Here is a 21,360-nt window from a genome sequence, read left to right as displayed (position 1 = left end):
TCTTATCCAGATTATTTCGGGAGTTTAGGATGGATTATCAAATTTCCCTTAGTCTAATTTAACGAAAGATCCTTGACAAAAACCACTGTTTATGGTCGATTCCTCACTTAATCCACACGGTTTTTATATTAAGAAATTCCTGCATTCCTTCGATGCTTAATTCCCGTCCGTAGCCCGATCGCTTAATACCCCCAAAAGGTAGGCGAGGGTCGGATTTAACCATACCATTAATAAAGACACAGCCGGCTTCAATATCCTCAATTAAGCGATCTTGTTCTGCCGGCTCATTTGTCCAAGCACTAGCCCCTAATCCAAAGATAGTATCGTTAGCTAGTTCAATGGCTTGGTCAATATCCTTAACCCGAAAGAGTAAAGCCACTGGACCAAAGAATTCGTCGTAATAACCAGGAGAATCTGCAGGAATATCGGTTAAAATAGTCGGCAGATAAAAGTAACCAGGGCGATCGCTGATCACTTGACCCCCTAATAATATTGTCCCTCCTTTTGTCACGGTTTCTTGAACTTGTTGATTGAGTTCGAGTAACATCGAGGCGTTAGCCAAGGGACCGATGTCGGTGTCTTCGTTCATGGGATCACCCACTTTCAGGGCTTTAAATTTTTCGACAAGTAAAGATTGAAATTGATCGGCGATGGACTCGGCTAAAATAAAGCGTTTTGCAGCAATACAAGACTGACCATTGTTTAACATCCTAGCGGTAACGGCGGTTGTTGCTGCTGCTTCAATATCGGCACTTTCTAAAACAATAAAGGGATCACTGCCCCCTAATTCTAAAACGGTTTTCTTAATCTGTTTGCCGGCTGCTGAGGCTAAACTAGCCCCTGCCGATTCACTTCCGGTTAATGTCGCTGCTTTTACCCTAGGATCATTAATAATCGATTCTACTTGCGAAGCCCCAATCAAAAGAGTTTGGAAGCAACCGGCTGGAAACCCTGCTTCTGCGAGGATAGCTTCAACCGCTAAGGCGCATTGAGGGACGTTAGAGGCGTGTTTAAGAATACCCACATTACCTGCCATCAATGCGGGGGCTGCAAAGCGAAACACTTGCCACAGAGGAAAATTCCAGGGCATTACTGCTAAAATGACCCCTAAAGGTTGATAACGGACAAAACTACGACTGGCATCCGTTTGGGCTTCAACATCTTTAAGAAACTCAGCAGCATTGTCTGCATAATAGCGACAAACCAAAGCACATTTTTTCGCTTCTGCGATCGCACTTTTGATGGGTTTACCCATTTCTAGGGTCATGGTTTCCCCTAGTTTCCGTTGATCTCTTTCTAAAATATCAGCGGCCGCTTTTAACCATTGACTTCTTTGTTCGAGGGAGATTTTGCGATACTGTCTAAAGGTCGTCTCTGCTAAAGCGAGTTTTACCTCAATCTCGTCTGCCGTTGTGGGTTCAAAAATTTTTACTGTTTCTCCCGTTGCTGGGTTAACTGTAGCGATACCCATTGTTCCTCCTATATTCCCTCTAAGTGTATACAATCGTTGTTATCCGTTCTTTAGTGTGCTATTGCAACACTAAAGTTAAGGGATTTTTTTGGGAATTTTTAACATCTATTTCTACATTGACTCTTTATGAAGAGAATAAGGAATTTTTTTTACATTTGTATACATAATTATAGCCTTAATTTTTGAGGACGTTATTTCCTTCATTCTCAATTTTATGTTCGCGCAAAAGAAGGGCATTGTGTAGACAATACAGAAAACGCAGCTATAAGCATTTCTCGTATTTCATCAGTTGTATTTGATTCTTTTTTTTGTCTGGTAAATTATTGAATTAAATAAAAAGAAATCCAATTAAATCTAATTGCGATATAGTAGTAGGCAATTTTTTTATGTAATTCTACAGTTTTAGACCGAGATTCACTTTCTGAAACTAATTTTAGTAGAATTTGATTCTATTTACTGAATACTTTTGAATTTTATCATAAGTATTTGTGCTTAATTTATTTTGTTATCTAAATTAAATAGAAAACGAATCACTAAACACTGAGTCTTAATTATGGTGACTTTGAATTCACCCTAATGGGTGATTCGGTTGGGGGAAGATTTTAAAGACGAATTATCCTTCAATAGTGAGATACGTTGCTAGAACTAAAAAGGGTAAAACTTGAAGAGTCCAACAGCAATTAGGCGATCGCCAGAAAATCAGATTAAACCTGTTTGTCTTTATGCTAAACAATGTCCCTCATTAAAAGCTATGAGAGACTCACGGGAAATGCACAAACTACTTGAGGAGAAACCTCACGAAGAAACTACATTTGTGCGTGACTTTTTGAGTTATCTTAGTTTGTCTGCACTTTGTATTATTTTGGGCCTTTTTATTGGGGTTTTAGGGTATCATTGGACAGCAGAACTAAGTTGGCTTGATGCGACGGTAGAAGCATCTATGATCCTCAGTGGAATGGGTCCAGTTAATCCTTTGTTAACCAATGGGGCTAAATTATTTGCGTCTCTTTATGCTTTATTTAGTGGTCTAGTCTTCGTGTTAGCGATGGGAGTCGTTTTGTCTCCTCTGATTTATAGTTTAATGAAACAATTACGCCTCAATAAATGTCAGAAAGATTAGATTTTCAGTAATCCCTCATATCTAGTTTCTACTTGAGAAATTAATTCCCTTAAACTGGGATCATTTTCTAATATTTCCCATACTTGGAAAATATAATCATCAGAGACTTCTTCTAATGTACAGTTTCGTTGCGGTAGTAAAGATAGATATTTTTCTAATAAAATAGTCGTTCCTAATAACCATTGGTCTTTTTCATCGTCTTCTATTGTTTCATACAATTTTTTCCCATTATTTAAAGCAGTTTCAATACGGGTTAATTTTGTTTTTTCTTGTTGAATCATCCATTGCTGCATATCTTCAGGATATTCTTTAAATCTTTTTCTAATATTCATACCCCAATTATTTTTTGATGAAATTTAGCTTAATTTTAGTTATGTTTCTACTATTGTGCTTTTATTGATTAATAATATTTATCGTAGTAGTATTAAACTATTATTTATTCTCATCAATAAAGCCTCTCAATACAAATTTACTAAAAATGATTTGTAACGGATTTCCCAAAAATTTGCCTAACAATAAACTATTAAAGTAAACGGTACGAAGATTACTTAGTTAAAATTTCCTAAAAAACTTATCCTCATCCAAAATATACCGATTCAATAAAAGCAGATTTAATTAATTTGCTGTATGCACGAACTTGGTATTACTCAAAATATTGTGGCTATTGTCTCAGAACAAGCTAGAGGCGCACCTGTCAAGCGTGTTACCTTAGAAATAGGCAAGCTATCAGCGATTATGCCAGAGGCAATTCGTTTTTGTTTTGATATTTGTTGTCAGGATACAATTCTAGAAGGGTCAACCTTAGAAATTATTGAGACAGAAGGAAAAGGAAAATGTCGCCATTGTGGTCAAGAAATTAACTTATCTCAACCCTTTGGTCAATGCGATCGCTGCGATAGTTTTGAATTAGATATTATTCAAGGACAAGAATTACAAATTAAAGAAATGGAGGTAGAAGAATTATGTGTGTAACCTGCGGTTGTTCTGATGGCAATGATGTCACTTTAACCAACGTTGCAACAGGAAAACTTGACGAAATCAATGGTCATCATACCCATACGTTAGAAGATGGAACAGTAATAACTCATTCCCATGAGCATAACCATAAACATGATCATCCTCGTAATCATACCTCAGAAATCCATGCAAAAATGCACGGAACGACTATTAGTTTAGAAGAAAAGATTTTACAAAAAAATGACTTAATGGCTGCTCAAAATCGTGGCTATTTTAAAGGTCGTAATATCTTAGCCTTAAATTTAGTGAGTTCTCCAGGTTCAGGTAAAACAACTTTATTAACACGGACAATTAACGATTTAAAAAATAAAATTAAAATTAATGTGATAGAAGGAGATCAAGAAACAGTTAATGATGCCGAAAGAATCAGGAAAACTGGTTGCAAAGTTGTGCAAATCAACACAGGAACTGGATGCCATTTAGAAGCATCAATGGTCGAAAAAGGCTATACAGAATTAAACCCAGAACCCAATTCAATTTTGATGATTGAAAATGTGGGTAATTTAGTGTGTCCTGCTTTATTTGACCTTGGAGAAGCAGCAAAAGTTGCTATTCTGTCTGTTACCGAAGGAGAAGATAAACCTATCAAATACCCTCATATGTTTCGAGAAAGTAAGGTAATGATTTTAACTAAAATTGATTTACTTCCTTATGTACAATTTGATGTCAAAAAATGTATTGAATATGCCCAACAAGTTAACCCATCTCTAGTTATCTTTCAAGTTTCATCTGTGACAGGAGAAGGCTTATCTTCCTGGTATGATTGGCTAGAAAATCAATAAGCAATGCTTGCTGCACAATTTTTTAAGTTTGTGATAAGGTAGAGAAGAAAGACTGCCGTATTGGTGACTGCCAATAAAGTTTTTTGATCTATGCTTTGAGTTTAAGGGCGTTAATCAGCTATCGTGGCAGTAAACCGAGCTTGTACTCGGAAACAGAAGCGATGAGCGATCGACACCCACCTGGTTTTTCCAGGTCATAAACTGAGGTAAAACGGTACGGCGGTCTTTCAGAATTTTTTTATAATGTCAAGATTTCTAGATATTATCAAGTATCAGCAAGACAAAATCTTGAATTTAACCTAAAATTAAAGAAACCCTAACTATTTTAGGCATTGAGACAACAGACAAATCGTTGCAGAACTTTGGGTTTTCCTGTGAGTGTAACTAAACTCGACCAGGGAATAACGGTTGTCCATCAAAATCTGGCTGTTACTCCTGTGACAGTAGTGGATGTATGGGTCAAAGCGGGGGCAAGAGTAGAACCCCATCACTGGAAAGGAACTGCCCATTTCTTAGAACACATGATCTTCAAGGGAAGTGAAGACATTCTGCCAGGGGATTTCGATCAGATAATCGAGCATAATGGGGGCATAACTAACGCCTTTACCAGTTACGACTATGCTCATTTTTTCTTAACCGTGGCAGGCGATCGCTTAACCCAGACATTACCCTATCTAGGGGAAATTTTACTACAAGCAGGCATTCCCGACGAAGAATTTATCAGAGAAAGGGATGTTATTTTAGAAGAAATTCGCTCATCCTCTGATGATCCTGATTGGATATGCTTTCAAAGCCTTTGTGAGACATTATATCAACATCATCCCTATGGTCATTCAATTCTTGGTCACGAAACTCAATTAAAAGACTATTCAGCCCATCAGTTAAGATGTTTTCATCGGACTCATTATCAACCCCATAACATGACAGTGGTGGTGGTAGGGAATATTGAAAAAAAGGCCGCCATATCCTTGATAGAAAAGACATTTTCTAACTTTCGTATTCCGTCAGAATGTCCCCCCCACGAAATTAAACCCGAACCCCCTCTAACAGAAATTAGACGCAATCATATCTATTTTCCAAGATTAGCCCAAGGACGCTTACTAATGGGATGGATAGGGCCAGGAATTGATGAATTAGAAAAAGGGTTAGGACTAGATTTATTATCGGTTATTTTAGGCGGATCAAGAACCTCCCGTCTCGTTCAAGAATTACGGGAAGACAAACAACGAGTGATGGATATAGAAAGTTCTTTTTCCTTGCAACAAGATTCTAGTTTGTTTACTATTACTGCATGGTTAGATCCCCAAGATTTAGAAGAAGTTGAAGCAATTATCTGCGATCGCTTAAAACAATTACAACAAGAACCCATAACAGAAGTAGAATTAAACAAAGCTAAAAGATTACTATGTCATGATTATATTTTTTCTACGGAAACCCCTAGTCAATTAGCAGGATTATATGGTTATTATCAAACCTTAGCCCATGCGGAACTCGCTTTAAGGTATCCTATCTTGATTCAACAATATACGGCGGAGAAACTACAAGAACTTGCTTGTCAATATTTGTCCCCCGAACAATATGCCATAACCCTTATGAAACCTTGCTAATTCGTCAAGAATTATTGTATTAATAATGAAATCATCTTCTTCCGTTTCTTCACCCAAATTTATCCATCGTTTGCAATTAGAGAATGGAATCACTTTAATTGTCCGAGAAAATCCAACAGCCGACTTAATTTCTGGGCGATTTTTCTGGAAACAAGCAGGAACTTTATGGGAAAAACCAGAGAAAGCAGGGATTTTTCATTTATTAGCTAGTGTTATTACAAAAGGAACCCAAACCATGTCCTCTCTCGATATTGCAGAGGCCATTGAATCAATGGGGGCTAGCTTAGGAGGAAATACTGCATCGGATTACTTTATGATGAGTATTAAAACGGTTTCAGCAGATTTTGAAGCTATTTTAAACTTATTAGGAGAAATTCTGCGATCGCCTACTTTTCCTGAAGAACAAATTACCTTAGAAAAACAGTTAATTTGTCAAAGTATTCGTTCTCAACAAGAACAACCGTTTAATGTTGCTTTCAATCAATTACGGACAGAAATATATGGGGAACATCCTTATGGGCACTCGATTTTAGGCACAGAAGAAACCGTTTGTCAAGTTAGTCGAGCAGATTTACAACAGTGTCATTACGAACATTTTCGTCCCGATAATTTAATTATTAGTTTATCGGGAAATATTGGCTTAGATAAAGCAGTTCAGTTAATTGAGAAAACTTTTGGAACTTGGAAAAATACTTCCCATTCGTTAACCCTTTCCTCCTTTCCTCCCTTAACGGTTGCTCCTACTGAAATGATCACCCATCAATCGAGTCAGCAAGCGATTATTATGTTAGGGTATTTAGCGGTTGGGGTTGATCATGTTGATTATCCCATTTTAAAACTATTAAGTACCTATTTAGGAAATGGGTTATCGAGTCGTTTGTTTGTAGAATTAAGGGAAAAACAAGGACTTGCTTATGATGTTTCTGCCTTTTTTCCCACTCGTTTACAACCCTCTAACTTTGTAACTTATATTGGTACAGCCCCCCAAAATACTAACGTTGCCATTGAAGGATTAAAAAAAGAAACAGAGAGACTGTGCGAGATAGAATTAACGTCAGAAGAACTACAAACTGCTAAAAATAAGTTATTAGGACAATACGCATTAGGAAAACAAACCAATGCAGAAGTTGCCCATTTATACGGATGGTATGAAACCCTAGGATTAGGAATTGAATTTGATCAAAAATTTCCCGATCTTATTAATAACATTACTTCTGAAATGGTACAGAAAGTAGCAAAAGATTATTTATTATCTCCTTACCTTTCTATTATTAGTCCAGAGACGACTATTAACTAAGAATAGTTTTATCAATTAATCATAATTAACTCTCAAATTTTTCATAAGCTTCGACAATTTTTTGTACCAAAGGATGACGAACCACATCCGCTTGAGAAAAATGACAAAAAGCAATACCTTCGACTGATTTTAAAATGTTAGTTGCCACCACTAAACCTGACGCTTGATGTCTAGGTAAGTCGGTTTGGGTAATGTCCCCTGTTACCACCATTTTTGAGCCAAATCCTAACCGTGTCAACACCATTTTTAATTGTGCCGGTGTTGTATTTTGTGCCTCATCAACAATAACAAAGGCATTAGTTAAAGTTCGTCCTCGCATATAAGCTAAAGGAGCAACCTCTATCTGTCCTCTTTCCATTAAATCAGGAATTCTTTGGGGATCAATAAACTCATATAAAGCATCATACAAAGGTCTTAGAAAAGGGTTAACTTTTTGTTGTAAATCTCCAGGTAAAAAACCTAATTTTTCCCCTGCTTCTACGGCCGGACGGGTTAAAATTAAGCGTTCACATTCATCATTTAATAAAGCTCTCACTGCTAAAACCGCAGCTAAAAATGTTTTCCCTGTTCCTGCTGGACCAATACAAAAAGTTACATCGTGTTTTTGTATGGCTTTAATATATTGCTTTTGTCGAAAGGTTTTTGCCCGAACCACCTCACCTCGGCGAGTTCGTGCTAAAACAGATTTTTGTAAGTCTTGATATTCGTCCATGCGTCCCGTATCCAACGCTTGAAACGCCGTCATTAAATCGGGACGAGAAATGGTTTTAGCTTCTTGCCAATAGGGTTGTAGCGATCGCAAAACTTTAACCACTCGTTCGACAGGTTTTTCTGGTCCATAAATACTTAATTCTTGGCCTCGCAAGACTAAGTTTGCCCCTGTGTGACGGGAGAGGAATTTTAGGTTTTCTTCAGCGACTCCGGCTAAAGCGATCGCACTTTCATGACTGGGTAATTGAAGGGTTTGAGAAGTTTCGGTCATTTATTATGGTGAATATAATCCTTTTTGAGATAATTGGCTTATCTAAACGACAATTATTATCAATGGTAGTGAATAATTTAACTTTTTGCCTAGTTTGTTAATCAATCAATATTTCAATAACTTAACACACCCCTGCTCAATTTTCTACTGATTGACCTTACATTGCACAAAATAATAACTGAAAACTATTGATGATCACTCATTCAAATAAAACCAACAAAAATTAATAATTAATAAAGAATTAGACAAAAAACAAAAAAAAAGTTAATTTTGAAGGAATAATCAAACCCGACAATTATCATCAAACTAAATATAAAAGCCTTCAACCAAAGAACATAGTTTATCGTCTATTATCATTTTTAAATAGAGACTCATGAAATTTGTTGATGAATATCGTAGTGCAGATTTAGCACAAAAATATGTAGAAGAAATCAAAAAAAGTGTTACTCAACCTTGGACAATTATGGAGATTTGTGGAGGACAAACTCATTCAATTGTTAAATATGGAATTGATAGTTTATTACCTCCTGAAATAACCCTAATTCATGGACCTGGTTGTCCAGTTTGTGTTACCCCTATTGAGTTAATTGATAGTGCTTTAAAACTTGCTAGTCTTCCTAATATTATTTTCTGCTCGTTTGGGGATATGTTACGAGTTCCTGGCAGCAAAAAAGATTTATTAACCATTAAAGCATCTGGGGGAGATGTTCGTATTGTTTACTCACCTCTAGATAGCTTAAAAATTGCCCAGGACAATCCTGATAAAGAGGTGATTTTTTTCGCCGTTGGTTTTGAAACTACCACGCCAGCAACCGCTATGGCAGTGTATCAGGCAAAACAACAAGGGATCAAGAATTTTTCTGTGTTAGTTTCTCATGTCTTGGTTCCTCCTGCTATGGAAGCTCTGTTATCATCTCCTAATTGTGTCGTTCAAGGATTTTTAGCAGCGGGTCATGTCTGTACAGTAATGGGTTATGAAGCTTATGAACCCATTGCAAAAAAATATAAAGTGCCTATTGTTGTAACTGGGTTTGAACCTATCGATGTCTTGCAAGGAATTTACCATTGTATTCAACAGTTAGAAACAGAAAAATTTGACTGTGAAAATCAATATATTCGTTCCGTCAAAATCCAAGGTAATTCTCTAGCCCAACAAGTGATCCAAGAAGTCTTTGAAGTGGTTCCCCGTCGTTGGCGAGGCATTGGAGAGATCCCAGAAAGTGGGCTAGGATTACGATCAGAATACGCTATATACGATGCCTTAAAACGTTTTGAAGCGGACTTATCATCCTTGACCCCATCAACCACCCCAGAGGTTTGTATTAGTGGTCAAATCATGCAAGGTTACAAAAAGCCGAACGACTGTCCTGTATTTGGAACTCAATGTACTCCAGAAAATCCCCTAGGCGCACCGATGGTATCCTCAGAAGGGGCTTGTGCTGCCTATTACCGCTATCGACACCACCAGCAAACAAGCCCTTGTTGACCCCTAATTTCTGAACAAAATATTACAAAATATTAAGAAACAATAGTGAATGTCAACACAATGCCAGAAAATAAGTGGGTCAGGTTGCTTAAGAACGAATCAAGTTGACCGATTCAATCGCAACCCGATTTCGTATAAGATGTCAGCTTAAGAGCATCTAATTCAATTTATTGGGAGGAATCCATCAATGAGTATTGTCACGAAATCCATCGTGAATGCTGATGCAGAAGCCCGCTACCTCAGCCCTGGCGAACTCGATAGAATCAAAGCCTTTGTTACTGGTGGTGCTGCTCGTTTACGTATTGCAGAAACCTTAACCGGTTCACGGGAACAAATCGTTAAACAAGCCGGCGATCGCTTATTCCAAAAGCGTCCTGATGTTGTTTCTCCTGGTGGAAACGCTTATGGTGAAGAAATGACCGCTACCTGTCTTCGTGACATGGACTACTATCTCCGTCTCATCACCTATGGAATCGTTTCTGGCGACGTTACCCCCATCGAAGAAATCGGTTTAGTAGGGGTACGGGAAATGTACAAATCTTTGGGAACTCCCATTGAAGCAGTAGCCCAAAGTGTGCGAGAAATGAAAGAAGTAGCAACCGGAATGATGTCTGCTGATGATTCAGCAGAAGCTGGTTCTTACTTTGATTATGTGATCGGTGCGATGAGCTAAAACGAGTTAAAATAACTCGAATTATCCAAGCCGTCCCCAATAATTGTAAGACTGTTGAAGACTAGGCAAGATTAAGGAAGCAAAACTATGCAAGACGCAATTACCTCCGTCATTAATTCCGCCGACGTACAAGGAAAGTACCTCGATGGCTCTGCTATGGACAAACTGAAAGGCTACTTCGCTACCGGAGAACTCCGTGTACGCGCTGCTAGTGTTATCAGTGCTAACGCTGCTGCTATTGTTAAAGAAGCAGTTGCTAAGTCCTTACTGTACTCCGATGTTACCCGTCCTGGTGGTAATATGTACACCACTCGTCGTTACGCTGCTTGTATTCGTGACCTCGACTACTATTTACGCTATTCCACCTACGCTATGTTAGCGGGCGATCCTTCTATCTTAGATGAGCGTGTTCTCAACGGATTAAAGGAAACTTACAACTCTTTAGGAGTTCCCGTTGGTAGCACCGTTCAAGCGATTCAAGCGATGAAAGAAGTTACTGCTGGTCTCGTTGGTGCAGACGCAGGAAAAGAAATGGGTGTTTATTTTGACTACATTTGCTCTGGCTTAAGCTAGAATCTCTAATGGTAACAACCGACTAAGGGTTACCGAGAGGAGGTTCGGGAAGTCTAGAGTGAGTGCTAGCTGGTTAAAGGCTTAATCTTTGCTGCAAAAGATGGGTTTTGACGAACTAGTATTGACTCTTGACTCCCGAACTTTGTTATATGAGGATTTTTGAGAAAATTTAGGAGAACTCGACCCATGCGAATGTTTAAAGTCACCGCTTGTGTTCCCAGTCAAACAAGAATTCGGACTCAGCGGGAATTACAAAATACCTTTTTCACAAAATTAGTTCCCTATGATAATTGGTTTCGGGAACAACAACGCATCATGAAAATGGGCGGTAAAATCGTCAAAGTAGAATTAGCCACAGGTAAACCTGGAACTAATACTGGATTACTGTAGATACAAAGAAGTTATCTTAAAAATTGTCGGTAGAAAAAGAAAATTATTAGTTTCTACTGAGACAAAAAGAGGTCTATATAGACCTCTTTTTGTTTTCCCTTGGAAAATTTTTTGCTGAGATGGTAAACGAAGAGATAAATTTGGGAACTCTGAGAAAGAATAGGAACACAAGAGTAAAAATCATTTTTCGGTTCTAAAAACCAACGAGTCCAGAGAATAAAAGAACTGTTATAGAACTTAATCACCATTATCCAACAAACTCAAATTACACTCTATCGTTAACCACCCATGTCTAATCACTCTCAAGAATCTTTAAATTGTGAAGCCACTTTGATTGGTCAAAAATTCCCTGATTGCGAGGCTACGATAGTTGGGGATGAATCGTCTTCTCAACAACTAAGCGCATCAACAAACCTTAATCCGAACGAAACACAACCTCAGACTGTAGTTACCCTTGTTAATAAATTTCTGGCCAAAGCAGTGGAAAAACAAGCCACTCACCTAGAAATTGAACCAGAAGCCAATTTTTTAAGCATTCGCTATCGCCACAAAAATATCCTCAAACCGCTGATTGATCCCTTACCTAATAAATTAACCTCAGCTATCTTATCTCGCTTAAAACAGATGGCTGAGTTAGATATAAACTCATCTCAAACCCCACAAAAAGGTCGTATTCGTAAACGGGGAGGAGGACGCACCATTCATTTTTTTGTGCAGACTAAACCCAGTTTTTATGGCGAAAAAATGACGATTCGGGTGGTTGATAGTGCCGTTAAACCCCCCACTTTAGAGAACCTGATTCCTGATGTACTGATCAGAGAATCTCTCGAAGAAATACTCAAGTATTCTTCAGGGTTACTATTAGTCACCAGTACCGAAAAACAAGTCCCTACATCCTTGCTTTACAGTTTGTTCTCTACAAACATATCTAACCCTACGGAGATGGCTAGCGTCGAACAATCCATTAGTTATCTTCTGTCTGGGATGAGTCAAATTGAAATTGATGTCGACAGAGAAAAGGATTATCCAGAGGTATTACAATCCCTCCTAGAACAAGAGAAATCACGTATTATGGTTGATCGTCTCTCTAATCCCTCGGTGGCTCGTATGGCAGCAGAGATGGCGAATAATAACCGTTTTGTTTTAACCAGTCTCAGCGCTGAAGATGGAATCAGTGCCATCACCTTATTACGGGAAATGGTTACACCTGGTTTGTTAGCAGATAACTTAATTGGAGTTGTTCATCAATATAGTCTTCCTCGTTTATGTCCTGCTTGTCGTACCGTCCATGAAGTCAGTACAGGAGAATTAGCTCAATGGGGAATTTCTCAGGAAAACAAGGGTGAAAATCTCTTTTATCAAGCCCGTTCCCTGAACGAAATAGAAATCGACCAGATGAGGGAAAAAGGACGATTGTGTCGACAATGTAATGGGGAAGGATACGACGGGCAAGTTCATCTCTACGAATTCCATCCCATTACCCCAGATTTAAAAACGGCGATCGCTGAAGGGGCTAATTTAGATCAATTAAAACAAGTTAGTTTACAGAGTCAACAGTCTTCTTTAATTGCTACAGGATTAGAATTAGTAAAAGAGGGAAAAATCAGTTTAACCGACTTACAGCGATTGTCTCCTGACTCCTCGAACCTCTCCACTCCATCAGAAACTATTACCCCATTACCAACAGAAGTCACTCAGCGTGTTGAAAAAATGGAAACATTGCTAATGACTTTGACCGAAGAATTGTATCAACTTAAACAGTCTTTAAAACCAGAAGTCTCTTCGACAAAACCAATTAAAACAGCTTCTTCTTTAGAACCCTCCCTGCATATTTCATCGCTTGATGAAGTTTCACAAGCTACTCAAATTAATGAACAGATAAACTCACATATTGATCTTTCTAAAGAAACCATTACTGCTGATTCTAATTTATACGAAGAATTACAAGATCCTGGGGATTGGGAAGCTTTAAAACAAGAATTAGATCCCAGTAAAGAAACGATGGTAACAACAGATTTACCATATAATGAAGAAACGACAGGTAATCCTTTTAAGTCAATTCCTGATCCCTGGTCTTAACTAATTAAAAGACTCTTCCTGAAAAAATGGAAGAGTCTTACTGATCATTATCGATTATTCTGTTGTTTCTACCTCCATTTCTTCTTCTGATTCAGACTCAGTTTTAGTTTCTGCTTCTAAAGTTCCTTTAGGAACTAATTCAACTGTAGCTTTTTCTTGTAACCAATTAAGAGTTTTCTCAGTAACAAGTTGTTCTTCTACAACTTCTCGTAACTTATCAGGATCAACTTCTTGTCCTTGCAATTGTTCTTTAATTTCATTGCTTCTTTCTTCAATTTCTGATGCTTCTAGGGTGATAGATTCAACTTTAGCAATTTCTTGTAAAATCAGGGTTTGTTTGAGTCTTTCGAGAGCTTCAGGTCGAGCATTTTCTCGTAACTTGGGTAAGTTTTCTTGAGTAAAAAGTTGCCCTAAATCAATTCCCATTTGTTCCATTTGCATAGCAGTTTGAGTCAGCACTCTAGTCACTTCATCTTGAACTAAAGTATCAGGAAGATCGACTGTACAAACGTTCGTCAATTCTGAAGTAATGGCAGTATGAATACTTTGCTTTGTTTCATTTTCTGCTGACTCTTTAAATTCTTTTTCTAAGGACTCTCTTAATTCTGCGATAGTCTCATACTCACTGACTTCATCAGCAAAGTCGTCGTCTAATTCGGGTAATTCTTTGGCTTTGAGTTCTTTAAGAGTAATGGTAAACGTAACAGGTTTTCCGGCTAAATCTTCTCTAGGATAATCATCAGGAAAGGTTAGGGGTAATTCTTTGGTTTCTTCGGGCTTCATTCCAACAATACCCTCTACCATACCCTCAATAAATCTTCCAGGTTCGAGATCAACACGGAAGTCAGTTCCTTCTACTCCCTCGATAGGTTCTCCTTCTCCTTCACCTTCAGGAGTAGAAACCCCTTTATAATCAACAATAGCAACGTCTCCCATTTCAGCCCCACGGTCTTCAACAGGAACTAAAGTGGCTAATTTTTCTTGTCGTTCTTTGAACCAGTCTTCTAATTGTTGGGGATCATAAACTGTTTCTTCGGCTTTGATAGAAAGGGCTTGATAATCTCCTAATTCTACCGTCGGAGGTACATCAACGGCCGCTAAAAATGTAAATGCTTCCCCTGGCTTAAATTTTTCAATGAGTTCGTCTAAACTGGAGCGTAAGGTGTAGTTACCAATGGATTCAATAGATTCTTGTTCTAGAGCTTTTTCTAGAGTTTTCTGAACTAATTCTTCTAAAGTAACAGCTTTAATATAACGAGTTCCTAAGCGTTGCAACAGAATAGGACGGGGAACTTTACCTTTACGAAACCCAGGAATATTGGCAGTACGGGCCAAGGTATTGACCTTAGTTTCATAGGCTTTTTTGCCAGTTTCGGCGGGAATTTCAATTTCTAAGCCAATTTGACTATCGGGGAGTTTTTCCTGGGTTACTTTCATAGAGATTACAATTTCGGACAATTTATCATTATGCCATTGTTGGCCAACTAGAAACAAGCTCAAGACCAGTTTGTCAAGATTGTTTTTTGTTTTGAGTCAAATCAGTTCTAGTTAAGCACAAGGTAAATAGCTTTATTATTCTAACCTGACTATCTCTAAATCAATCAGATTTTGTCTAAGTATTAGGGAAATTTTAAGATTTATCCTATATCCTCGTGACTTTCAATAAATCATTATCTAAAAATATACTGTTAGTACAGTAAATTAAATATAAAAAATATTCGATATCATCTCGTTTTGTTTTTGTAGCAGTTTTATTAACTTAGAACGCAGGAATTTTAAAACATCTCTCTTACTTATCATCAAAAATGCACAGTTATAATGCTGAGATATTCTCACCCCTGTACATGATTTAGCCTAAATTTTGATATACTCTGTCATAAGCACTATCAGATGGTTGAGGCGTTATGATCATGAAACTATTACAGGATAAAAACCATGAAAAAGTTTATAGTTATTTAATGATCTCATTGATAAAAATATGTTATCTTCCATAGGAAGGTTTTGATGAAAGTTACAAAATGCTTGTAGAAAGATTAGAGTTTATCAAAATCTATCAATTTTGAGGAGGTCACAACGGATACTAAAGATAACTCGTAGGATATCATCTTGAGGTTAGTTAGCTTCTATTTTTCCTGTTAAAAAACTACAATTAACAAAAATTGTAGCTTATATCTTATTAATCATCATATCACTGCTGCAATTCTCATCCTAAAGATAGAAAATTCAAAATGTTACTAATAATACGTAATTATTTGAATAATTCAGATATACTAGGAAAAATCATTTTAACAAACCATCTTAAATCTGTTGGCTTACTACCGAACTATAGTTTTAGGCATTATCAATTGTATCCCTAAAATAGACCAATTAATTAGTAAGTCTAATCAAAATTATAAATAGTTCTTATACATCTCTCTATGACAACAGAACCAATGAGTAGTATTCCTAGATTTGATTGGTCTGCTAACCAAAATCTTCAATCAGAAGTTGTTGTTAAAACGATTAACGCAGTTGAAGAAACCCGTGAAGCTTTACAGCTTTTGCAGGCTCGTAAAGTCGTTATTTTAGTTTTGGATCAATTAAGCACCGACAAGGCACAACGGGTAGTAGATTGGATGGCAGGAGGTACTTGCGCTATTGACGGACAGACGTTTTGGATTAGTGAAAAAACGTTTATTTTTGTTCCTAATCAAGTTGAGATAAAATCTCAGCGCCCTGCTCCTAGTTCTGCTTCTCCTTGTTTAAAAAACTCATCTAGAGACTTCTCTAATCAAGCTTAGCACCTAGGAATTAATTCACCTAAATTAGCCATACTACGATTGTACAATAAAGATGAATCCTTAGATAACAAACTTATTGTTAACTATTCTTTAATATCGCTAACCTTTACAGCATTAGTTCCAGTATTACTTAAGGTTTGTAATTGCTCAATCAAACCTTGCTTTTGAGGATTACTTTGATTTAAAAGAGTATTGGCCTGATTGAAGCCTGGATTCATAATTTCATAAAGGTCTGGAGCAATCCTTTTAATGGTACCACCAAAAGTAAACCATGTTTTTCTGGCAGTAGAAAAGGAAATTTTTGCCTGCTGATAATTACCAGATTTTACCAAAGATAGAGTTTGATCGATCTGTTCTTTCATTTTTCTAATGGCTTGTCTGCGAAAAGCAATTTTTTCAGCGCGAGTGGGAGAGGATGAAATTTAACTAATCAGGGTTACAGAAAATAGTTTAGATATACCCATCGTTTCCACTGTCAAAGGTTGTGACAAAGCTAAAGCGTCCGCAGACATTACTTGAAACTGTAAACTAGCCATAAAAGTCACAATAGCTAACAAGATAATTTTTAGCTGAAACATAAGATTTTTTTAAGGATCACAAATTGCCTATAATTGTATCAATTGTGTGATTCGTTGAGCTAGAAAGTTTGTACAAAATACAAGCGTGTAGCTCGTTCAGAACCTATAAATCTGAATAACTGTTGGTTTGTTGGCTAAAGGAGCCACATTCGGAGTCAAAGGAGTAAAATCCTGAGAATGACGACATAACCCTCCGTTTTGGACTTAGTAAAACCCAGGATGGAAGCAGGGTTAAAAGGAGAACCCGTCATGAATCAGTATGATAAGACGTTTTTCGAGTCAATTGGTCATGGTTAAACATCACGCTGAATCATCGCCTTGAACCCTCATTACGTTTAAGTAGCTTAACTGATTGACAAGCTGCGTTCAAAAAAAGAACAAGGTGAAAAGTGGAAGTTTTATTGACCTATCCACACAGACTTCTAAAAGTAACCTGGGGGAGAGATGGGGTTGATAGTAATTGATACCCTTAAAAGACCTAAAACCAATAAAACCCAAACCTACGGAACGAATTAACCCCGTGATTGCTCTTACCACTGGTCGAGTAGGTAAGTAGTGACAAACTTAAGCGCATGGGTCACGGGGGTGAGAAGCAATAAGAAGCCAAAGCCCATCTGTAATGGATGTGGATATGCCGACGTATTGCTGGTTTATTAGTACGAAATAGCATCCAGTAGAGGTAAAGATGTCAAAAGCGAGGATAACCAAGCCTACGCAAGAATGGAATACTATCAATTGGGCAAAAGTCCAAAGAAAAGTATTTAAGCTTCAAAAGAAGATATTTCAAGCTGTTAGGTCAGGAAATAAAGTCAAAGCCAAAAAGCTTCAAAAACTCCTGTTAAAATCACACTACGCAAAGCTCTTAGCCGTCCGCAAAGTAACTCAAGACAACCAAGGACGGAAGACAGCAGGCATCGATGGGATAAAGGCACTTCGCCCCAACCAAAGAATAAATCTTGCCTACGAACTTAATGTTAAAGGGTACAGAGCAAAGGCACTGAGACGGATATGGATACCAAAACCAGGACGTGATGAAAAACGACCTCTAGGAATCCCAACCATCAAAGATAGAGCAATGCAAGCCTTGGTTAAATCAGCCTTAGAACCATACTGGGAAGCCCAATTTGAAGGCACATCATACGGTTTTCGTCCAGGCAGAAGCACTCATGATGCCATAGGCAGAATATACATATCAATTAACCAAAAAATCGGTGGAAAATATGTACTAGATGCCGACATCTCAAAATGCTTCGACAAGATTAACCATGATTACCTACTGTCCAAAATAGATTGTCCTTCCTGCATGAAACAACTAATTAAAAAATGGTTAAAATGCGGTGTGATAGACAACGGCGTATTTGAGGAAACCGATTCAGGAACACCTCAAGGTGGTACGATAAGCCCGTTACTGGCCAACATCGCACTACACGGGATGATCAACGAGGTCGAGAGAAAATTTCCCGAAACAATCTATAAAAATGGGAAACAAATATTTAACTACCGACCAAAAATCATCCGATACGCCGATGATTTCGTAGTTTTACACAATGAACTCGAAATCATACGACAATGTAAGTCCTTAATATCCAAATGGTTAACACAAGCTGGACTGGAATTAAAACCAGAAAAGACCTCTATAAGACATACCCTTAAAAGTATAGAAAAAGACGGAAAAACCATTGGAACTGGGTTGAATTTCCTTGGATTTCAAATTCGTTCATACCCCGTAGGTAAACATCACTCAGGAAAAAACGGAAATAAAGAAATACTAGGATCTAAAACTTTAATAAAACCCAGCAATGAGGCAATAAAAGCTCATCATGAGAAAATAAAAAAGGTCATAAAAAACCATAAAAAGACTTCTCAAGAAGCATTAATTCTCAGATTAAGCCCTGTAATCAAAGAATGGAGTAACTATTACCAAACAGTTGCAAGTAAGGAAACATTCTCATCCGAAGATCACATCTTATGGAATATGCTAAGAGCTTGGGCAATCTCTAGGGTTAAAAAAGGTTCAACCAAGAAAAAACTCCGTAAATATTTCTCATACGGAAATAACGGGATATGGACATTTCGCACCAAAGAAATGCAACTGTATTATCACTCCGAAACGGAAATAAAGAGACATCAATTGGTTAAAGCTGAAGCGTCACCCTACGACGGAAATTGGACATATTGGAGCAAAAGAAGAGGTAATTACCCCGAAACACCAACAAGAGTGGCAAAACTTTTGAAGAAACAAAAAGGTAAATGTAATTTCTGTGGACAACACTTTACACCTGATGATCTTGTAGACATTGACCACATTATCCCAAAGGCACAAGGCGGAAAGGATACATACAAAAACCTACAAGCTCTACACCGTCACTGTCATGAAGTCAAAAGCAGAAATGATAGTACATATCATAGGTCAGATAATGGCTATGAATGGAAAGACGATGTACTAACAGTACCTATGACAAAGGGCTAATTGCCGAGAGCCGTGTGAGGTAAAAGTCTCACGCACGGTTCGGAATGGGAGGAGAGGAAGGTGACTTCCTTTTCGACCCCTAATCTTTAACACCGTTCATTCAAATTTTTGAGTTTTGTTATGAATACTGGGCTACCATCTCAAACCACGGTAAACGATCGCTTTAAGATTTTACGCCAACTCGGTCAAGGAAAGCTAGGCAAAACCTATTTAGCCCAAGATAGTCATCGCTTCAATGACTTGTGTATTCTCCAAGAATTTGCTCCTGATGTTTGCGATACCTCATCCCTGAAAAAAACAGAAGAATTATTTCAACGCAAAGCACAAATCCTCTATACATTAAATCATCCTCAGATTCCTCATTTTCGAGAATTATTTTCTTGTCAACACAGAGACAAAACAACACTTTTTTTAGTACAAGATTATGTAGAAGGATTAACATATCATCAACACTTACAAGAACGGTTAAAAGAAAAAAACCTATTTACAGAAACAGAAATCGAACAATTTTTATTAGAGGTTTTACCTGTTCTGGATTATCTTCATGAAAAAGGTATTATTCACCGAGATATTACCCCTAAGAATATCATTTGTCGTCAAGAAGATAATTTACCAGTTTTAATAGATTTTGGTAGCGTTAAACAGTTATCTAACATAGCTAATACTTATTTTAAACATCCAGAATTATTAACCAGTAAGATGATACAAGTCGGTCAACCTGGATACGCGCCTAAGGAACAGACCGAAAAAGGAATCGTCACTGCCAATAGTGATTTATACGGATTAGCAGCTACAGCTTGTGTGTTATTGACAGGACAAGAACCCTTAAAATTACAAGACAGACAGAGTTTAAACTGGATTTTTCCCCCAGACATAGCGATCAGTCCTCGTTTAAGCCAAGTTTTACTAAAAATGTTAGCTAACAATCCAAGCGATCGCTATACTTCAGCTACAGAAGTTATTCAAGTCCTTACCCACTCTTCTCCTCAGCCGATTACTCCTCCCACCCTTATGGTAAAGTCTGCTATAATGCCTCAGACTTCCTCGCCAAACGTGACCGTTTCCCCTAAGCAAAAAATAGAACAGAATATGACAGTAACTAACAGCAAAAATAGTCCAATTACTGGCTGTTTAGGTAAGTTATTTTTACTTTTGATGCTAATCTTAAGCTCAGGAACTATGGGATGGTGGGCAGGAAAATTGTGGATTTCTCAAATCCTCAACGCTCAAGAAAACAGTCAACCCAAACCAGTTTTTTCTGAGGAAGCATCAGTCCCTGAAATTAGTGATCAAGAGTTACAGCGTAAAACGGAAATACGAACCCGTCGTCGTCAATTGGAATTAGATCATAGTTGGTTTGTAGCGGTAGTTGATGAATTGTTCTGGGAAAAATATCCGAGTCAGAGGAATAAAATTTTAAGTAATCAAAAAGATGATGCTTCTTGGCGAAATAGATGGGATGAAACCGCTAATCAAGTATTAGCTACCCTAGAATCTTTAAGTTCAGAATCATTAAAAGGAATTGGTAATTATACCCAAAGTCAACGAACAATTTGGAAACAACAAGCCAATGGTTTATATTTAAGCAGTCGTGCTTTATATGATTTAGTTGATGCTCGTTTTTTTGCTGCTTTTCCTGACCAAGAAAATAAAGAATTTATCGATAAGCCTATTGGTCAAATCTGGAATGCTATAATTGCAGATATCATCGCAAAATTACAAGCAGGCAATAATTATGAAAGAATAGGTATTGAATTACAGCAAGATAGAACTATTCAACGGCGCAAAAAACTAGAACCTGGTCAAGGAAATGCTTATGTTGCTAACTTAAATGCCTACCAAAGAATTGAGGTTAACCTAGAAGGTGATCGCGATTTACTGTTATCTATTTATTCTCCTACAGGTAACAATAATATACTAGAAGATTCTTCAACTCATCAATGGTCAGGAGAACTTATTGAAGGTGGTTATTATGAGATTACTGTTGTCTCGAAAAATAAAAAATCTATCGACTATGAACTTAGTATTACCATCATAGATTAAGAGATTTATTTT

General features: G+C 37.5%; 19 protein-coding genes and 1 other RNA gene. 14 read left to right on the top strand and 6 right to left on the bottom strand.

The annotated features are described in order from the left end of the window. Nucleotides 1-103 precede the first annotated feature (103 nt). Nucleotides 104-1,471: an NAD-dependent succinate-semialdehyde dehydrogenase gene (locus CY0110_RS16910; RefSeq protein ID WP_008276718.1), complete on the bottom strand. Its 1,368-nt coding sequence runs from the start codon at nucleotides 1,469-1,471 to the stop codon at nucleotides 104-106. 661 nt (nucleotides 1,472-2,132) lie between these two features. Here CY0110_RS16910 and CY0110_RS16905 point away from each other — a divergent pair. Next, the gene (locus CY0110_RS16905; RefSeq protein ID WP_050780010.1) at nucleotides 2,133-2,591 is read left to right on the top strand and encodes a two pore domain potassium channel family protein; all 459 of its coding nucleotides are present in this window, start codon (nucleotides 2,133-2,135) and stop codon (nucleotides 2,589-2,591) included. Here the strand turns inward: CY0110_RS16905 and CY0110_RS16900 are convergent. Further along, on the bottom strand, nucleotides 2,588-2,923 hold the full coding sequence (locus tag CY0110_RS16900; RefSeq protein WP_008276716.1) for a hypothetical protein: 336 nt from the start codon (nucleotides 2,921-2,923) through the stop codon (nucleotides 2,588-2,590). The genes CY0110_RS16905 and CY0110_RS16900 overlap by 4 nt on opposite strands. A 295-nt stretch (nucleotides 2,924-3,218) precedes the next feature. Here CY0110_RS16900 and hypA point away from each other — a divergent pair, with 295 nt between their 5' ends. The 5 genes from hypA to CY0110_RS16880 all read left to right on the top strand — a co-directional run bounded on the left by hypA (nucleotide 3,219) and on the right by CY0110_RS16880 (nucleotide 7,294). Further along, the gene (hypA, locus tag CY0110_RS16895) at nucleotides 3,219-3,563 is read left to right on the top strand and encodes a hydrogenase maturation nickel metallochaperone HypA (RefSeq protein ID WP_008276715.1); all 345 of its coding nucleotides are present in this window, start codon (nucleotides 3,219-3,221) and stop codon (nucleotides 3,561-3,563) included. Further along, the gene (gene hypB / locus CY0110_RS16890) at nucleotides 3,554-4,390 is read left to right on the top strand and encodes a hydrogenase nickel incorporation protein HypB (protein WP_008276714.1); all 837 of its coding nucleotides are present in this window, start codon (nucleotides 3,554-3,556) and stop codon (nucleotides 4,388-4,390) included. Before hypA ends, hypB begins: the two co-directional genes overlap by 10 nt. Nucleotides 4,391-4,436: 46 nt before the next feature. Further along, nucleotides 4,437-4,620: non-coding RNA, 6S RNA (gene ssrS, locus CY0110_RS28690), on the top strand. A 102-nt stretch (nucleotides 4,621-4,722) separates the two neighbouring features. Further along, complete coding sequence (locus CY0110_RS16885; protein ID WP_035799755.1) at nucleotides 4,723-5,997, top strand: M16 family metallopeptidase; 1,275 nt, start codon at nucleotides 4,723-4,725, stop codon at nucleotides 5,995-5,997. A 25-nt stretch (nucleotides 5,998-6,022) separates the two neighbouring features. Next, nucleotides 6,023-7,294 carry a M16 family metallopeptidase gene (locus CY0110_RS16880; protein WP_008276712.1) on the top strand — a complete coding sequence of 424 codons (1,272 nt, stop codon included), beginning with the start codon at nucleotides 6,023-6,025 and terminating at the stop codon, nucleotides 7,292-7,294. 25 nt (nucleotides 7,295-7,319) lie between these two features. Here CY0110_RS16880 and CY0110_RS16875 read toward each other — a convergent pair whose 3' ends face one another. Next, a complete protein-coding gene (locus CY0110_RS16875; protein ID WP_008276711.1) occupies nucleotides 7,320-8,276 on the bottom strand; it encodes a PhoH family protein in 957 nt (318 codons plus the stop codon). Nucleotides 8,277-8,649: 373 nt separating this feature from the next. Between CY0110_RS16875 and hypD the strand changes: the two genes are divergently transcribed. The 5 genes from hypD to CY0110_RS16850 all read left to right on the top strand — a co-directional run bounded on the left by hypD (nucleotide 8,650) and on the right by CY0110_RS16850 (nucleotide 13,477). After that, on the top strand, nucleotides 8,650-9,762 hold the full coding sequence (hypD, locus tag CY0110_RS16870) for a hydrogenase formation protein HypD (RefSeq protein ID WP_008276710.1): 1,113 nt from the start codon (nucleotides 8,650-8,652) through the stop codon (nucleotides 9,760-9,762). A gap of 187 nt (nucleotides 9,763-9,949) precedes the next feature. Continuing rightward, on the top strand, nucleotides 9,950-10,435 hold the full coding sequence (apcA, locus tag CY0110_RS16865; RefSeq protein ID WP_008276709.1) for an allophycocyanin subunit alpha: 486 nt from the start codon (nucleotides 9,950-9,952) through the stop codon (nucleotides 10,433-10,435). Nucleotides 10,436-10,522: 87 nt separating this feature from the next. Next, on the top strand, nucleotides 10,523-11,008 hold the full coding sequence (apcB, locus tag CY0110_RS16860; RefSeq protein ID WP_008276708.1) for an allophycocyanin subunit beta: 486 nt from the start codon (nucleotides 10,523-10,525) through the stop codon (nucleotides 11,006-11,008). 186 nt (nucleotides 11,009-11,194) lie between these two features. Continuing rightward, nucleotides 11,195-11,398, top strand: coding sequence for a phycobilisome linker polypeptide (locus tag CY0110_RS16855; RefSeq protein WP_007305034.1), 204 nt, complete (start codon nucleotides 11,195-11,197; stop codon nucleotides 11,396-11,398). A 288-nt stretch (nucleotides 11,399-11,686) separates the two neighbouring features. Beyond that, on the top strand, nucleotides 11,687-13,477 hold the full coding sequence (locus CY0110_RS16850; RefSeq protein WP_008276707.1) for a GspE/PulE family protein: 1,791 nt from the start codon (nucleotides 11,687-11,689) through the stop codon (nucleotides 13,475-13,477). A gap of 54 nt (nucleotides 13,478-13,531) precedes the next feature. Here the strand turns inward: CY0110_RS16850 and tig are convergent, their stop codons facing one another. After that, complete coding sequence (gene tig / locus CY0110_RS16845) at nucleotides 13,532-14,914, bottom strand: trigger factor (RefSeq protein ID WP_008276706.1); 1,383 nt, start codon at nucleotides 14,912-14,914, stop codon at nucleotides 13,532-13,534. Nucleotides 14,915-15,894: 980 nt separating this feature from the next. Between tig and CY0110_RS16840 the strand changes: the two genes are divergently transcribed. Then, a complete protein-coding gene (locus tag CY0110_RS16840; protein ID WP_008276705.1) occupies nucleotides 15,895-16,257 on the top strand; it encodes a cell division protein SepF in 363 nt (120 codons plus the stop codon). An 83-nt stretch (nucleotides 16,258-16,340) separates the two neighbouring features. Here CY0110_RS16840 and CY0110_RS16835 read toward each other — a convergent pair whose 3' ends face one another. Both CY0110_RS16835 and CY0110_RS29365 read right to left on the bottom strand, forming a co-directional pair. Beyond that, nucleotides 16,341-16,619: a hypothetical protein gene (locus CY0110_RS16835; protein WP_008276704.1), complete on the bottom strand. Its 279-nt coding sequence runs from the start codon at nucleotides 16,617-16,619 to the stop codon at nucleotides 16,341-16,343. A gap of 60 nt (nucleotides 16,620-16,679) precedes the next feature. Further along, the gene (locus CY0110_RS29365) at nucleotides 16,680-16,835 is read right to left on the bottom strand and encodes a hypothetical protein (protein WP_008276703.1); all 156 of its coding nucleotides are present in this window, start codon (nucleotides 16,833-16,835) and stop codon (nucleotides 16,680-16,682) included. A gap of 685 nt (nucleotides 16,836-17,520) precedes the next feature. On the opposite strand from CY0110_RS29365, the gene ltrA reads away from it, so the two are divergent. Both ltrA and CY0110_RS16825 read left to right on the top strand, forming a co-directional pair. Further along, a complete protein-coding gene (ltrA, locus tag CY0110_RS16830; RefSeq protein ID WP_008276702.1) occupies nucleotides 17,521-19,305 on the top strand; it encodes a group II intron reverse transcriptase/maturase in 1,785 nt (594 codons plus the stop codon). Between the two features lie 120 nt (nucleotides 19,306-19,425). Beyond that, nucleotides 19,426-21,348 (top strand): serine/threonine-protein kinase, encoded by a 1,923-nt coding sequence (locus CY0110_RS16825; RefSeq protein ID WP_035799752.1) that lies wholly within the window; start codon nucleotides 19,426-19,428, stop codon nucleotides 21,346-21,348. The last annotated feature ends 12 nt before the right edge of the window (nucleotides 21,349-21,360 follow it).

It is taken from the genome of Crocosphaera chwakensis CCY0110 (assembly GCF_000169335.1).
GTDB classification, from domain to species: Bacteria; Cyanobacteriota; Cyanobacteriia; order Cyanobacteriales; family Microcystaceae; genus Crocosphaera; species Crocosphaera chwakensis.
Note: the sequence above shows the minus strand (reverse complement) of the source record. Positions and strands in the feature narration are given on the sequence as shown.